This is a genomic window from Streptomyces sp. NPDC045026 (assembly GCF_056432625.1).
Map to the genome: position 1 here is coordinate 1 of NZ_JBWKIS010000017.1, position 15530 is coordinate 15530.

A 15530-nucleotide genomic window follows, 5' to 3' on the forward strand; every position below is an offset into this window, starting at 1 on the left:
GGGCCACGTCGCCGTAGGACCAGCCCTGCTGCTCCAGCCGGCTCTTCACCAATTCCTGCAGTGCGTTGGCCACGAGATCGATTCTTCCTGCTAGCGACAAGCTGACACGTTCGCGCGCGATCGAGTCTATGTCGGTGCGTGTGGGAACGATCACGCGAGAGCGGTTTGTCGGTGAACCGAGAAGCGATGTGGGCCGCTCCCAGGTCCACGGTGAAGGGAATCAGTGACGCGGAGTCGGCCTGGATCGCCGCCCACCAGCTAGGCCTCCCTGCAGGACTTGTGGCAGCGTCCAGACCCTCACTGCCGATCGTGGAACGGCTCGTCCAGATGGACGCCCTCGACGAGGCCGAGCGCGCTGACGCGGCGGGACCTGCTGCTTCAGGCGGGCGGCTCCACCGGCGTGCCGCAGTCGCTCCACCGCGGACCGGCGACTCTCGCTCGGTGAGAGCCCCTCTCACAGTTCTGACACGGTCAGGGCATCGATCAATCGCTCTATGCAGACAAGGTCAGCCCAGGACCAGCCCATGTGAAGGCCGGCCTTCCTGGCCTTTGACGAGTTCGGCTGCAGAGGAGCGGGTAAGGAGGACTGGCACTCGTCGTGTGTGGGAGGGGCGATGCTGACCATCCTGATATCGGTGCTCGCAGTCCTCGTGTCCGTGGGGTCTCTTGCCCTGTCGTACGCGTCCAACCGCCGTTCCCACATGCCCGTCCTGCAGTTCATGTGGGAGAGCGCGCAGGGCGATTCCGGTGAGCCGAAGTGGTGGCTTGTCAACGTCGGAACAGGCCCAGCAACGAACGTCGTTGTTGCCCAGACCGTGAGAACGGGGCTCACAAGAGGACTCAACGGAGAAGTGTGGTTCAACCCAGTGCTGGTGCCTTCAATCCCTGCCGGAGGCAAGCTTTCATTGTCATGGCTCGGTGGGACCATGGGTTTGGAGTCCGGCCTCGGAGCCAGCTACACAGACGTTGAACGCTACTTCTACACCACCAAGTGCGGCGATGACGTCTCGATGTTCTTCAGCGGGCTTCATCTTCCCCGTTGGCCGCTGCTGAAGCTCAGCGGGAGCAAGGCCGTCAAGACATGGTGGGGAGTGGAAGACCTCGCCGGCCCGCCATGGTCCTCGGTCACGGCTGATCACGTTCGACGACGCTGGTGGCTGCCTTCACGCTATGGGCTGTCACGTCGCCTCGGCGGTTGGGCGGATCCAGTGCTCTCCTACCGGCCGCGATGACCAAGCAACTTCACGCCGCATCAACTGAGTTGCAGCGTCCTCCACTGTGCTCCTGCCGAGAACCTCATCCGCACAGGTCAGAGTGGTTCTGAGGGGAGTGAGTCCCTTGTGACGGAGCGCGATTGATGCCCCCAGTTCCACATCGCGCGCAAGGGGTCACGAGGGTCGACGTCACTCCGGGTGTGTTCCGCCGAGACCGGCTCTTGTCGAGGAGGTGAGAAAGCTGGTCTTGCGACGGTGCACAGCGCGCAGCTCCTCCAGGAACACCAGGAACTCGGGCTCGGTCTCCAGGTCGCGATGGATGTCACGGAGTGTCTTGAGGTGACGGTACGGCGTACCGGTAGCGGTTGTTGTTGCCGGTGTCGGCGAGATAAGGGTCGGCCGGCTTCCGATAGGAGACCAGTTCCTCCGCCGTCCCCTACGGGAGAGCTGGCAGAAGTTCACGGCCGCGCATATCAAAGCGTCGCCCGGCCGTAACAGTGCCCAGGCTGAGTCCTGTCGCGTTTCCGATGCCGTGATGCGAGCTGCCCGCCGCGACGTCTGCCGACTGCGGCGGCAGCGGGCAGGCACCCGACTGGCCCGATCGCCCAAGACGGCCTGGGTACACGGCACTTCCGCGGCCCCCGACTCGCCGGTCCCCCACGGTGGAAGCCGACCGGCCGCCGGCCGGGATGCACCGCCCAATCGGGGCTGAAACCCGTCTGCACCTGGGAAAACATCACGCGGGCGCGATCACCGGATCGAGTTACGCCGTCGAATTTCCATGGTCCACGGGGCCCAGCGGCCGCTAGCGTCGTTCACCGGGATCTTGACGCATTCCCCTTCGAATACCCCCTTTTCCTCCTGTTGCTCGATAACGCTCACATAACGTGCCATCACCTACCTGAACAAGGAGAGCTCGCCCGATGACTGTTGACTCGAGCCCGGAAGCGCGACCGGAGCCGGCCCAGCAAACCAGCCTCGGCACGGCGGCCGCCCGCAACCTCGCCACCACCACCAAGTCCGCTCCGCAGATGCAGGAGATCACCTCTCGCTGGCTGCTGCGGATGCTCCCCTGGGTGGAGACCAAGGGCGGCGTCTACCGGGTGAACCGTCGCCTGACCTACACCATCGGCGACGGGCGCGTGGAATTCGTCCAGGACGGCAGCGACGTCCGGGTGATCCCCCGTGAGCTCGGTGAACTCGCGCTGCTGCGCGGCTTCGACGACGTGGAGGTACTGACCGCCCTCGCCGATCGGTGCGTCCAACGCGACTTCCGGGGCGGCGAGACGCTGGTGGAGCGGGGTGCGCCCGCGGACAAACTCCACCTGATCGCCCACGGCCGCATCAGCCAGACCACCGTCGGCGAGTACGGCGACGAGGTCGCCCTGGACGTACTGGCCGATGGTGACCGGTTCGGGGACCACGCTCTGCTGGACGGGAGCGGCCCCTGGGAGCACACCTCCACCGCCGAGACCTCGGGCACCCTCCTCACTCTGTCGCGCGCCGACTTCGAGGCCGTGCTCGCCATGGCGCCGGCCCTGCGGGACCACATCGCACAGTTCACCTCGCTTCCCCACCAGCGGCAGAACCACCGCGGCGAGGCGGAGATCGCGATGTCGGCCGGCCACACCGGCGAGCATGAGCTGCCCGGCGCGTTCGTCGACTACGAACTGAAACCGCGCGAGTACGAACTCTCAGTCGCCCAGACCATTCTGCGGATCCACACGAGGGTCGCCGACCTCTACAACGAGCCGATGAACCAGACCAAGGAGCAACTCAGGCTCACCATCGAGGCGTTGCGCGAGCGCCAGGAGCACGAGCTGGTCAACAACAGGGAGTTCGGCCTTCTCCACAACGCCGACTTCAAGCAGCGTCTCCAGACGCACTCCGGCCCGCCGACCCCGGACGACCTGGACGAACTGCTCTGCCGTCGGCGCGGGTCGAAGTTCTTCCTCGCGCACCCGAAGACCATCGCGGCGATCGGGCGGGAGTTCAACGCGCGCGGGCTCTATCCGGACCACGTCGACCTCGGTGGTCAGCAGGTCCCGGCCTGGCGCGGGGTTCCGATCCTTCCCTGCAACAAGATCCCCATCACGAAGGAGAAGACCAGCTCCATCCTCTGCATGCGTACCGGCGAGGACAACCAGGGCGTCATCGGTCTTCATCAGACGGGTCTGCCGGACGAGTACGAACCCGGCCTGTCGGTCCGCTTCATGAACGTCAACGAGCAGGCAATCACCTCCTATCTCGTCAGCACCTATTACTCCGCCGCCATCCTCGTGCCGGACGCGGTCGGCGTGCTGGAGAACGTGCAGATCGCCCGCTGGCCCAGGTAGCGGACCCCGCCGCCCACCTCATCTAGGAGTCATCGATGCCCGCGCCTGAGCTGCCACCACCACAATCGACCCTGCCAGAGGCCGCCGCCCGCTTCGGGGCGCACGTCCTCGCTGAAGCTGCGGCCCGTGCCTGCGATATCAAGACTGTCACCGGCGGCCCACCCCGTGCGCCGTCGGTACCCGCACCGTATGCGGTTTCCGTGCCGGCACCGGTCCCGGACCTGGAACGGATCCTGCGCGGCCCCAGCGGCCTGGGCACGGCGGGCTTGCGCTTGATCTCGCGGGAGCAGCTGCCGACACCTCCGGAGCCGTCGGCAGCTACGGCCGATGGCAGGCCGATCCCGGGCCTCTACTACCACCAGGTGGCCGAGCCCGACCCGGTGCGGGTCGAAGAGGTCAGCCGAAGGATCAAGTCCTGGGCGCTGGACGAGGTCTCCCTGTATCCCGAGGACTGGGAGGAGCAGTTCGACGGCTTCTCCGTGGGCCGCTACATGGTCGGCTGCCATCCGGACGCACCCACCATCGACCACCTGATGATCGCCACTCGCCTGATGGTGGCCGAGAACGCGGTGGACGACTGCTACTGCGAGGACCACGGGGGCTCGCCCGTCGGCCTCGGCGAACGCCTTCTGCTGGCTCACACCGCTCTCGACCCCGTGTACACGACGGAGGAGTACCGGGCGCCGTGGTCGAAGTCGCTCCATGCGGACGCGCCTCGGCGCGCCTACCGCTCCGCCATGGGCTACTTCGACCAAGCAGCCAGCCCCTCCCAGAGCGACCGGTACCGGCACGACATGGCCCGGCTTCACCTGGGGTACCTCGCCGAAGCCTCCTGGGCCCAGGAGGACCGCGTGCCGGAGGTGTGGGAGTACCTGGCGATGCGCCAGTTCAACAACTTCCGCCCCTGCCCGACCATCACCGACACCGTCGGCGGTTACGAACTGCCGGCGGACCTGCATGCCCAGACCGCCATGCAGAAGGTCATCGCGCTCGCGGGAAACGCGACGACCATCGTGAACGACCTGTACTCGTACACCAAGGAACTCGACGCTCCCGGCCGGCACCTGAACCTCCCGGTCGTGATCGCCGAACGTGAGGGCCTCTCCGACCGGGACGCCTATCTGAAGTCGGTCGAAGTCCACAACGACCTCATGCACGACTTCGAGAGCAACGCCGCGGCCCTGGCCGCCGATTGCCCCATCCCCACCGTGCAGCGCTTCCTGCGAGGCGTGGCCGCCTGGGTCGACGGAAACCACCACTGGCACCAGACCAACACCTATCGCTACAGCCTGCCCGACTTCTGGTAGGAAGAATGGACTCATCTGTGACCAGCACAACCAGCACCGCACGCACCGCCACCGACGCCCCTCTGCTCATCCCCGGCCCGGCGACTCCCTACCAGGGAGACATCGCCCGCTACTGGGACGGCGAGGCCCGGCCCGTGAACCTGCGTCTCGGCGATGTCGACGGTCTCTACCACCACCACTACGGCATCGGTGAGGTCGACCACGCCGCGCTCGGCGACCCCGAGGACAGCGAGAGCGAGAAAAAGCTGATCGCCGAGCTACACCGGCTGGAGTCGGCGCAGGCCGAGTATCTGCTCGGCCACCTCGGCGACATCGGGCGCGACGACACGCTGGTGGACGCAGGCTGCGGGCGCGGCGGCTCGATGGTGATGGCGCACCAGCGCTTCGGATGCCACGTCGAAGGCGTCACACTCTCGGCCAAGCAGGCCGAGTTCGCCAACCGGCGCGCCCACGAACTCGGCATCCAGGACCACGTACGCGCCCGTGTCTGCAACATGCTCTCCACGCCCTTCGAGACCGGGCAGGCCGCGGCCTCGTGGAACAACGAGTCGAGCATGTACGTCGACCTGCAGGACCTCTTCGCGGAACACTCCCGCATCCTCGAGGTCGGCGGTCGCTACGTGACCATCACCGGCTGCTGGAACCCGCGATACGGCCAGCCTTCGAAGTGGGTCTCCCAGATCAACGCGCACTTCGAGTGCAACATCCATTCGCGCCGGGAGTACCTGCGTGCCATGGCCGATAATCGCCTCGTGCCGCAGGCCGTCGTCGACCTCACCCCCGCCACTCTGCCCTACTGGGAGCTGCGGGCAACGTCTTCACTGGTCACGGGAATTGAGGACGGGTTCATCAACTCCTACAAGGACGGCTCCTTCCAGTACCTCCTCATCGCCGCCGACCGAGTCTGACCTTCTGCTGGCCGGGGAGGGCCCGCCCTCGACGAAATGGTCCCTCCCCGGCCAGCACCCACTTGAAGGCCGTTCTCTTTCCGAACCTCGTGTGTGGTCTCTGCTGGTCAGGCTGAGGTCGTGGCCGTCGCGGGAGTCTCGGGTCGTTGTCGACCGAGATGTGGTGGAGGTGGAGGATGCCCCCCGATCCGGGCGGTCCTTGAAGCTCGGCAGAAGGCCGCGGCGGTGCGACTGGAGGAATTCGGCACCGAGTTGGAGAGAGTTCAGCAGGCGGCGGCTGACGCGGAGGAAGTGCAGCGGCGGCGGGTGACCGGGCTGGAGCAGTTCCTGGAGGCGCTGGCCGAAGTGGACGCTCCCGCCGTGGCGAGCGACGGCCAGTCGTCGGGGAAGTCCGGTGCGGCCGTGTGGGTGCCTGTACTCCCAGGCCGAGGCCATCCTCGCGATGGACTTCATCGAGACCCTCACCCTCAGCGGGCAGCGTCAGTACATCCTCGCCGCCATCCACCACCCCCGCCGAGGTGTCCGTGTGCTCGGCACCCCCGCGCATCCCACCCATGCCTGGGTCACCCAGACAATCAAGAACCTGGTCATGGACCTCGAAGATGCCGGACAGCTCGCCGCCATCAAGTTCATGATCCGCGACCGCGACGCGAAATACCCCGCGGTCATCGACGAGATCCTGATCCTCGGTCAGGCCGGGATCCATACCGTGCTCACCGCCGTCCGCACACCGCACATGAACTCAATCATGGAACGCTGGGTTCGCAGCCTGCGCCGTGAACTCCCCGATCGCACCCTGCTCTGGAACGAAGCCCACCTCCGGCGAGCGCTCCGCGAGTACGAGCAGCACGACAACCATCACCGCACCCACCGCACACTGCAGGCCGCCGCGCCTCTCCACGCCGCCCCCGAACCGCTCGAACCAGTACAGATCGAGCGTCTTGGCATACGCCGACGCGACCGTCTCGGCGGCGTGCTCCACGAGTACCAACACGCTTCCTGACCTGAAGGGCGTAATTATCGGCACGCACAACCACCTGGCGCCAGTTCCTCACCGCCCAGGCCCAGGGCATCATCGCCACCGACTTCCTCCACCTCGAGACCATCTGGCTCAAGCGCCTGTACGCCCTGATCTTCATCGAACACGGCACCCGCCGCGTCCACCTCGTCAGCGTCACCGCGCAGCCCACCGCCGCGAGGGACCGTTCAACAGGCCAGGAACCTCGCCATGACACTGGGCGCCGGATGAACTCGCTGCGCTTCCTCCTCCGGGACCAGGACAGCAAGTACACACGCACCTTCGACGCCGCCTTCGAGGCCAACGACGTAGAGACCCTGCTCAGCCCACCCCAGGCGCCCAAAGCGAACGCCATCTGCGAGAGAGTCGTAGGTACTCTGCGCCGCGAGGCCCTCGACCAGGTGCTGATTCCGCCACCGATCTCCAGGCGCACCGGATCCGACGACGACATGTCCTGGGCGGCCTGATCAACGAGTACCTTCGCGCCGCCTGACCGGACCCCATCACCACAGCTCACCGCACCAATTCGTACTCTCGAGCGGCACAAGTAGCTGCGGGGATGAGCGGGCGCAGGATTCCCCCGCACGATTGGCGGCGCGGCGGTCATGGCGACGCGGAGTCGTCGGTGGGGAGGGGCCGGTGTCCTGTGACAGGTGATCTTGACCGTTTTCCAAACCACCTTGACTGCGGATCCCTACGTGTCGTGCGAGCCGTCCCACGGCGCGCTCAAGCCGAGGCGGTTCGGGTAGAACTCGGCCCCGCCGTACTGCTCTCTCAAGCGCCTGCAAGGGACCGAGGTGCTACGGTCCCAGGCACTCAAGGGAGGAACGTCACTGCCGGGAAAGCTGGGGACGGCCCGTCGAGCAGGTGCCCCCGACGGTGGCGCAGGTGCTCGTCGAAGAACGCGAGCGGGTACGCCTGCTGGATCTTCACCGCCTGGTCGGGATCGAGGGTGCCGATCACGTCCTGGAGCTGCTGCCCGCTCCATCCGTACAGCTCTGCCACCTGTGGGAACAGCGCCTCGTTGTCGCCGTACGAGATGTGGACGGCGCCCTGGGCCTGGATGTTCAGCCGCCAGCCCCGCAGGTGCGACCAGAATGTGGCGGCCTCGAGATCCGTGGCCCGGGTGAACGCGGCGGACATCATCATGAACGGCCGGTCCAGGTAGCCGGCCAGTGGCGGGTTCATCTGCATCGGGCCGTCGAGGCTCAGCCCGGCCCGGATGCGCTCGTCCGCGAGCGTGGCGCAGGCGGTGGCCGTCCCGCCCTTCGACCAGCCGAACGCGCCCATGCGTCGCGGGTCGAGGGAGCCGAGCAGCCCGGACGGCAGCTTCCTCTGGTCGACGTCCGGATTGCGCCCGGCGGCGAGCTGCTCGACGCAGTCGAGGACGAAGCGCAGGTCAGCGGCGAAGTCCCCGGGCAGCGTCGGTGCCTGCCTGTCGTGGAGCGGGACGGCGACCCGACCGTCGGGGAACTCGGTGTACGTGTCGTACTGGTGAGCCACCGTCACAGCCGCGTATCCGTGGCTGGCGAGCTCCTGGACCATGACGGTGTGGTCGCCCTGGTGGCTGTGCGCGCCGTGCGAGAACACGACGACGGGCAGCCGTCGGCCCGACCGCCGCACCGGAGCGCCCACGTGGCCGGCAGTAAGCGGCGCCAGGGGGGCCAGATCGCTGAATCCCGCGTCGGCGAGGAACGCCTGAAGTGCGCCGGCCGGCATCCAGGGCGCCACCGGGTACCGCTCGACGTCCCGGGCGGGGTACCAGACGGTGGCCATCAGCTCGCGGAAGTGCCCGGGGCCCGCGATGTCGTCCGGACGCGACCGGTCGACGAGGTGCAGCTGGACCGTGCCCACCGGGTGCGGCCCGGTCGGCACGGGCAGCATGAGCCGCGTCGAGGCGGGGCCGGCCGCGGCCGGGTCCCCCCACGCGGGGCCGGCGACGGCGGCAAGCGGAACAGCGGCCCCGGCTGCCAGCGCGGCTCCCAGCATGCGGCGGCGCGTCATGCTCTTCCGGTTGATGAACGGCGTGGTGGTCATGGGCCCTCCCGTGGTGACGGATCGTCAACCGTGCCGCGACGGCCAGTCCGTGGGCACAGGGGAACGCTGTCATGTGCCCCTCCCGCACAGCATCGGCCCACCGATTGATCACTCGAGCGGGCATCGGCCCACGGGTTTACACTCTGGGGCCGATGCGGTCGGCGGTGTCGTCCGGTTGCGAGGCCGTCCCGATCACCTCGGGCTCGCGGTCCAGCAGATCCGCCGGTCCCGCTCCAGCCACGACTCGTAGCCCACGTCGTCGCTCACCGCTGAGGAGTAGAGCCCGCGAAGGTGGCCACTCTTGGCCCAGCGGAACTCGCGTACCAAATCAGCAGTCGAGGACCACTGGTTCCAGTCGTGCCCGCGCGGGAGCCAATGGCGGTTGCCTCCCTCGACGAGGTCCAGCTCCAATGCCGACAGCGCGGCGTCAGCAGCCACCGCTGCCCCTGTGCCGTTCAGAAACGCATCGCTGCAGTTCATGCCACGTATCTGTACTCATTGACGATGCCGCCGAGCACCCGTGTACGTAGGAGTCGGTCAACGGCCGGGGCGCTCAGGAGCACCGGGTGCTCCGAGACAAGGGGAGGTAGCTGCCCTCGAGCCTGGTGCGGGCGATGCTGGTTGTAGTGCCGGGCGTAGGCATCGAGCACTCGTAGGGCGTGGATCTCGTTCCAGGACAGGGCGTGATCGAGGACCTCGCGTCGCAGGGTCCCGATGACCCTCTCGCAGTGCGCGTTCATCCGCGGAGCACGCGGCGCTGTCTGCACGGGCTCAATGCCCTCGGCCTCGAAGACCGCGTCGAAGGACTCCGTGTACTTGCCGTCCCGGTCGCGTATCAAGAAGCGCAGCGACCCGAAGCGCACGCCCAACTCGACGGCGAGGTTACGGGCCTGCTGTACCGTCCGCTCCGCGGTTGGATGCGCGGTCACGCCGGCAACGTGCAAGCGGCGCGTGCCGTGCTCGAGGAAGACCAGCGCATACACACGGCGCAGGTCCACCAGGTCGATATGCAGGAAATCGCAGGCGATGATGCCGTCGCCTTGTGCCGTCAGGAACTCGCGCCACGTGGGGCCGCTGCGGCGGGGCGCCGGTCCGATGCCGGCAGCGGTCTAGATCTCCCAGACCTTGGAGGCGCCGATCTGATGCCCCAGCCGTGCGAGCTCGCCCATGATCCTGCGGCACCCCCACCGCGGATTCTCCTGAGTCAGCCGTACCACGAGCTCCTTCACCGCCTTGGCGGTCGGCGGCCTGCCCGGCTTGCTCCGCGCGTGCTGTAATCCCACCTGTCCGCGACAAGCCTTCGGTGCCAGGCGAGCAAGGTCCCCGGCCTCACTGGGGACACGTGCGCCCAGCGCAGCCGGGGTATCAGCGCGGACAGCGCCGCAAACCACAGCCGGTCCACCGGCTCGTACCGCACCGGGCGTGAGTTGCCTGCGCAGCACCACGTTCTCGTGCCGGAGCACCAGCAACTCGGCGTCCTTGGTCGCCTGTCGGCGCAGGAGCACTGCTGGGACCGAGGGCAGTTTCCGTGTCACCTGATAGACGAGCGAGACGATCACCCGGGCATCGTCCCAGTTTTGCCTCGCGGACCGCCAGACCCCCTACGAGCTGCAGCGACGCACTTCTGAACGGCACAGGTCGAGACGTGACGGCACCGCTGCGCCACCGATCAGGTGGGCAGTGCCGAGTTCAACGACGCGGGTACGGATCCTCACGGAACGCGCCCGGCGTCGTACCCGTCCGCAGTCGGAAGAATTTCGTGAAGTCGCTCGCGTCGGCGAACCCGAGGCGGCGCGCGACCTCCTTCGCGGGCAGGCCGCTGTGCCACAGCAGACGCTTGGCCTCGAGCAGCACCCGGTCGTCGACGTACTGCTTCGCCGTCCGGCCGCTCGCGGCGAGGGTCGCGCGGGTCAGTGTGCGCGGGCTGTAGCCGAGCGCCGCCGCGTAGTCCTCCACGCGACGGGTCACCGCGTGGTCCCGCTCGACGGCCGCGTGGAAGCGGTGGAAGGTGTCGGACGCGGCGAGCGGGCCCGGCGTCGATTCACGGACCGTCGCGAGGCGCATCAGCAGCACGGACAGCAGGGCCCGCAGGACTTCCGTGTGGGACTCCAGCGGCAGTGATGCCATCTGCCCGTACTCGTACGCGAGATGCTCCAGGGCCCGGCGCAGTCCCTCCGCGTCCGGACCCTCGGGTGTGAACGGCCGCTGTTCGTAGGGCGGATCCATGTGCGCGGCCGACACCGTCGCAGGCGGCAGGAACCCGGGCTGGAACAGGACGATCAGCCCGTCCGCCGCCACCAGGTCCGTACCGAACCGCTGCACCTGGCCCGGCCGGATCCACAGCCACGAGCCGGGCCGCAGCTCGTGCTCGACGAAGTCCACCCACACCCGGAGGGGCCGCGTGCGGGCGCCGATCAGCTGGTGGAACGCGGGCCGCAGCGGCGCGTAGGGGTCGTTGCCGTGACGGCGGGAGCGCTCGTACAGGTCGGCGAGCTCCATCACCTCGACCCCGGCCGCCGCGCCCACGGTCGGGGTGTACGCCAGGTCCCTGACGTCGGGGTGTCCTGCAGACTGTCCGTTTTTCCCCATAGCGAGTCCCGAGAATACCGCCGCCGGGCCCGGACTGCCTCCTAGCGTGAAAGCACAGGTCAGCGACATGTGAGGAGTGGTCCCGTGCGGTTGGTCGTGGGAATGACCGGGGCTACGGGCGCCCCGTTCGGTGTCCGCCTGCTGGAAAATCTGCGGGAGCTGCCGGACGTGGAGACGCATCTGGTGCTCTCCCGCTGGGCCCGCACGACGATCGAGCTGGAGACCGGCCTGTCCGTGGCCGAGGTGTCGGCGCTCGCCGATGTCACGCACCACCCCGACGACCAGGGCGCCACGATCTCCTCCGGTTCGTTCCGGACCGACGGCATGGTCATCGTGCCGTGCTCCATGAAGACTCTCGCGGGGATCAGGACGGGTTACGCGGACGGGCTCGTGGCCCGCGCCGCCGACGTGATCCTCAAGGAGCGGCGCAAGCTCGTCCTCGTCCCGCGCGAGACACCGCTGAGCGAGATCCACCTGCAGAACATGCTCGAACTGGCCCGGATGGGCGTGCAGTTGGTGCCGCCGATGCCGGCCTTCTACAACAACCCCCGGACCGTCGACGACATCGTCGACCACGTCACCGCCCGCATCCTCGACCAGTTCGACCTGCCCGCGCCCGCCGCCCGGCGCTGGGCAGGTATGCGCGCGGCCCGCGCCGATCACCGTGACGCCGACGTCGCCTGAACCCCCGTACAACGCAAAGGACTTCACCATGCCCTACGACGATCTGCGCAGCTTCCTCGGCACCTTGGAGAAGGAGGGGCAGCTTCTGCGCATTACCGACGAGGTGCTGCCCGAGCCCGATCTGGCGGCCGCCGCCAACGCGACCGGCCGGATCGGCGAGAACGCCCCGGCCCTCCACTTCGACAACGTCAAGGGCTTCACCAACGCCCGCATCGCGATGAACGTGCACGGCTCCTGGGCCAACCACGCCCTCGCGCTCGGACTGCCGAAGAACACCCCGGTCAAGGAGCAGGTGGAGGAGTTCGCGCGGCGCTGGGACGCCTTCCCCGTCGCGCCCGAGCGGCGCAAGGACGCGCCCTGGCGCGAGAACACCCAGGAGGGCGACGACGTCGACCTCTTCTCCGTCCTGCCGCTGTTCCGCCTCAACGACGGCGACGGCGGCTTCTACCTCGACAAGGCCGCCGTCGTCTCCCGCGACCCCGAGGACCCGGAGAACTTCGGCAAGCAGAACGTCGGCACGTATCGCATCCAGGTCATCGGCACGAACCGCCTCGCGTTCCAGCCGGTCCCCATGCACGACGTCGCCCAGCACCTGCGCAAGGCCGAGGAAGTGGGCGAGGACCTGCCCATCGCCATCACCCTCGGCAACGACCCCGTCATGGCGATCGTCGCCGGGATGCCGATGGCGTACGACCAGAGCGAGTACGAGATGGCCGGCGCGCTGCGCGGGGCGCCCGCCCCGATCGCCACCGCTCCGCTCACCGGCTTCGACGTGCCCTGGGGCAGCGAGGTCGTCATCGAGGGCGTCATCGAGTCCCGCAAGCGGCAGATCGAGGGTCCGTTCGGTGAGTTCACCGGCCACTACTCGGGCGGCCGCCGGATGCCGGTCATCCGCGTCGACCGCGTCTCGTACCGCACCGACCCCGTCTTCGAGTCGCTCTACCTGGGCATGCCGTGGACCGAGTGCGACTACCTCGTCGGGCCCAACACGTGCGTGCCGCTGCTCAAGCAGCTGCGTGCCGAGTTCCCCGAGGTGCAGGCGGTCAACGCCATGTACACGCACGGCCTGATGGTGATCATCTCCACGGCCAAGCGGTACGGCGGCTTCGCCAAGGCCGTCGGCATGCGCGCGATGACCACACCACACGGGCTCGGTTACGTGTCCCAGGTGATCCTCGTCGACGAGGACGTCGACCCGTTCAACCTGCCGCAGGTGATGTGGGCCATGTCCGCCAAGGTCAACCCCAAGGACGATGTCGTCGTCATCCCCAATCTGTCGGTCCTCGAACTCGCGCCCGCCGCCGAGCCGGCCGGCATCACCAGCAAGATGATCATCGATGCTACGACGCCGGTCGCGCCCGACGTCCGCGGCAACTTCTCCACCCCGGCCAAGGACTTGCCGGAGACCGCCGCGTGGGCGGCCCGCCTGCAGCGCCTGATTGCCGACCGCCACTGACACCCACCAAAAAAATCCGCCGAAAGGACAAGTCCTGTGAACGACCTGCCCGCAACTCCTGTGCATGACCTTCCCGTCGAGTGCCCCCGTTGCGCCTTCGCGACGATCACCCGCCTCGCCACGTCCCCTGTCCCGGGGGTGTGGGACGTGCTCCAGTGCGGCCGCTGCCTCTACACCTGGCGCACCAGTGAACCCGCCCGCCGCACCCGCCGCGACGCCTACCCGGAGAACTTCAAGCTGACGGAGGCCGACATCGAGAACGCGATCGAGGTCCCCGCGATCCCACCGCTGCGCAGCCGCGGCTGACCGCGCCTGAGCCGACACGAAGGGAAGGGATCGCATGGCACCGACGCCCGCAGACTCCTGCGCACCCGCGTCCTCGGCGGCGTCGTCAACGAGTACCGGTACGCCGCCTGAGCTGCAGCGACGACTTTCCGAGCCCCACAGGGTGCTGTCTCAGTCGATCTGGTTCGGTTCTGCCGTTTCGCGCTGGCACGTCTCGCTAGGATCTCCTGATCATGGACGTGATGACGGGGAACGAGATGGTCGCCATCCCGCCGGGGCAGGTGACGCTGTCGGACCGGCGGACCCGGCGCAGTTGGTCGGTCGAGCTTGCGCCCTACCGACTCGCGGCATTCCCGGTCACCCAGGCGTTGTATGCACAAATCACCGGCCAGCGGCCGAGCACCGCTCACGGGGACCAGCTGCCCGTCGAGTGCGTTTCCTGGTGGGATGCGGCACGGTTCTGCAACGCCCTTTCCCTGCACGACGGGTTCACGCCCGCCTACGACCTCCTTGCCGACGGCGACGGCATCGAGTGGGACTTGTCCGCCGACGGGTACCGGTTGCCGACCGAAGCCGAGTGGGAGCACGCCTGTCGTGCCGGCACGACCGGGCCGCAATACGCGCCGCTCGACGAGATCGCCTGGTTCCGCGGCAACTCGCGCGAGCGCATCCATGACGTGGGCGGCAAACACCCCAATCCGTGGGGGCTTTACGACATGCTTGGCAACGTCTGGGACTGGTGCTGGGACGTCTACGACGCCGAGGTCTACGGCACCTACCGGGTGCTCCGTGGCGGTGGCTGGTTCGATGAGCACTGGAGTTGCCGGGCCTCCGCGCGGCGCCGCAGCCACCCGACCTTCCAGGTCGACGACGTAGGGTTCCGCATCGCGCGCTCCAACGTGTGACGACCAGTGCGCGTCCGCACTCAGCCGCATGTCCGCCGATCGAACGGTCTCGGGGACTCGATCATCTGAGACATTGAGCGAATCGGACCCGTTCGCTTGAGACACGGACCAGATCGACGGAGACGGGACAACTGCCCACTGTCCTTTGACAGCGAAGTTAGTCGCTTGTAGCCCGGCGACCTGCAAGGACTAACTCGGATGGCAAGATCAAAGCGGGCGCGCCAGCCGGTATCGTCTGCATCCGAGGTCTTCGGTACTGATGGTCATCCTGGTCGACGACATCACCTACCAGAGACAAGCTCGGCCAGGTGGTACAGCGAGTTGGTGAGATGCTCAGGCCCGAAGGGCGGGAACTGGATGCCGCGATCCCGGATGAACTGCTGCACCGCCGACCAGTCGTAGGTGAGCGTGACCTCAGTCTCGGACGGACCGAGCCGCGCAAGGTTGTAACGCCAGATCCAACCGCCGAACTCCAGGTGACCATCGCCCTTGTCCGTCCCCGTGAGCCAGCCAATCGCGCGCGGCGGGTCGAGCACCTGGACCTTATTGACCACCTGGTAGTCACCGTCTGGATGGTTGGCGTGATACATGTCCATCCGGAAAATCTGCCCCACATCGGTCAGCGGCGCCCGGTCGACAGGCTCCTGAACCCAGCCGGTGCCATGGATCGCAGAATGGGTCGCCGGGTCCGCCAGCACCGCGAACACCTTCGCGTCGGGCGTGGCGACAGTCAGGGTGGCGCTCACGCTCTCCTGGTCCACGGTGTGCACGCTCCTTGTCATCTCATCTCG

14 protein-coding genes and 1 pseudogene are annotated in these 15530 nt (G+C 67.6%); 10 read left to right on the forward strand and 5 right to left on the reverse strand.

The window, feature by feature from the left end; all coding sequences use genetic code 11:
• Positions 1 to 614 precede the first annotated feature (614 nt).
• From AC07EJ_RS29570 to AC07EJ_RS29595, 6 genes are all read left to right on the forward strand, one after another.
• The gene (locus AC07EJ_RS29570; RefSeq protein ID WP_478885400.1) at positions 615 to 1232 is read left to right on the forward strand and encodes a hypothetical protein; all 618 of its coding nucleotides are present in this window, start codon (positions 615 to 617) and stop codon (positions 1230 to 1232) included.
• Between the two features lie 905 nt (positions 1233 to 2137).
• The gene (locus AC07EJ_RS29575; protein WP_478885401.1) at positions 2138 to 3550 is read left to right on the forward strand and encodes a family 2B encapsulin nanocompartment shell protein; all 1413 of its coding nucleotides are present in this window, start codon (positions 2138 to 2140) and stop codon (positions 3548 to 3550) included.
• Between the two features lie 35 nt (positions 3551 to 3585).
• The gene (locus tag AC07EJ_RS29580; RefSeq protein ID WP_478885402.1) at positions 3586 to 4857 is read left to right on the forward strand and encodes a family 2 encapsulin nanocompartment cargo protein terpene cyclase; all 1272 of its coding nucleotides are present in this window, start codon (positions 3586 to 3588) and stop codon (positions 4855 to 4857) included.
• Between the two features lie 5 nt (positions 4858 to 4862).
• Positions 4863 to 5765: a geranyl diphosphate 2-C-methyltransferase gene (locus AC07EJ_RS29585; protein WP_478885403.1), complete on the forward strand. Its 903-nt coding sequence runs from the start codon at positions 4863 to 4865 to the stop codon at positions 5763 to 5765.
• Positions 5766 to 6159: 394 nt separating this feature from the next.
• Positions 6160 to 6768, forward strand: coding sequence for an integrase core domain-containing protein (locus AC07EJ_RS29590; protein WP_478885404.1), 609 nt, complete (start codon positions 6160 to 6162; stop codon positions 6766 to 6768).
• Positions 6769 to 7010: 242 nt separating this feature from the next.
• Complete coding sequence (locus AC07EJ_RS29595; RefSeq protein WP_478885405.1) at positions 7011 to 7250, forward strand: integrase core domain-containing protein; 240 nt, start codon at positions 7011 to 7013, stop codon at positions 7248 to 7250.
• A gap of 349 nt (positions 7251 to 7599) precedes the next feature.
• Here the strand turns inward: AC07EJ_RS29595 and AC07EJ_RS29600 are convergent, their stop codons facing one another.
• From AC07EJ_RS29600 to AC07EJ_RS29615, 4 genes and pseudogenes are all read right to left on the reverse strand, one after another.
• Entirely contained in the window at positions 7600 to 8820 is a 1221-nt protein-coding gene (locus AC07EJ_RS29600) for an alpha/beta hydrolase family protein (RefSeq protein ID WP_393588180.1), read from the reverse strand.
• Positions 8821 to 9012: 192 nt separating this feature from the next.
• Positions 9013 to 9258, reverse strand: coding sequence for a hypothetical protein (locus tag AC07EJ_RS29605; RefSeq protein WP_389489422.1), 246 nt, complete (start codon positions 9256 to 9258; stop codon positions 9013 to 9015).
• A 38-nt stretch (positions 9259 to 9296) separates the two neighbouring features.
• Positions 9297 to 10379: pseudogene (locus AC07EJ_RS29610) on the reverse strand (integrase core domain-containing protein).
• Between the two features lie 130 nt (positions 10380 to 10509).
• Positions 10510 to 11409, reverse strand: a complete 900-nt coding sequence (locus AC07EJ_RS29615; RefSeq protein ID WP_389489424.1) for a helix-turn-helix domain-containing protein — start codon at positions 11407 to 11409, stop codon at positions 10510 to 10512.
• An 84-nt stretch (positions 11410 to 11493) separates the two neighbouring features.
• On the opposite strand from AC07EJ_RS29615, the gene vdcB reads away from it, so the two are divergent.
• From vdcB to AC07EJ_RS29635, 4 genes are all read left to right on the forward strand, one after another.
• Positions 11494 to 12093 (forward strand): non-oxidative vanillic acid decarboxylases subunit B, encoded by a 600-nt coding sequence (vdcB, locus tag AC07EJ_RS29620; protein WP_389489426.1) that lies wholly within the window; start codon positions 11494 to 11496, stop codon positions 12091 to 12093.
• A gap of 28 nt (positions 12094 to 12121) precedes the next feature.
• Complete coding sequence (gene vdcC / locus AC07EJ_RS29625; RefSeq protein WP_389489429.1) at positions 12122 to 13549, forward strand: non-oxidative vanillic acid decarboxylases subunit C; 1428 nt, start codon at positions 12122 to 12124, stop codon at positions 13547 to 13549.
• Positions 13550 to 13585: 36 nt separating this feature from the next.
• Positions 13586 to 13855, forward strand: coding sequence for a non-oxidative hydroxyarylic acid decarboxylases subunit D (locus AC07EJ_RS29630; protein WP_389489431.1), 270 nt, complete (start codon positions 13586 to 13588; stop codon positions 13853 to 13855).
• A gap of 212 nt (positions 13856 to 14067) precedes the next feature.
• Positions 14068 to 14739, forward strand: coding sequence for a formylglycine-generating enzyme family protein (locus AC07EJ_RS29635; RefSeq protein ID WP_478885406.1), 672 nt, complete (start codon positions 14068 to 14070; stop codon positions 14737 to 14739).
• A gap of 281 nt (positions 14740 to 15020) precedes the next feature.
• On the opposite strand, the gene AC07EJ_RS29640 is transcribed toward AC07EJ_RS29635, so the two are convergent.
• Positions 15021 to 15500, reverse strand: coding sequence for an SRPBCC family protein (locus AC07EJ_RS29640; protein ID WP_478885407.1), 480 nt, complete (start codon positions 15498 to 15500; stop codon positions 15021 to 15023).
• Positions 15501 to 15530 lie beyond the last annotated feature (30 nt).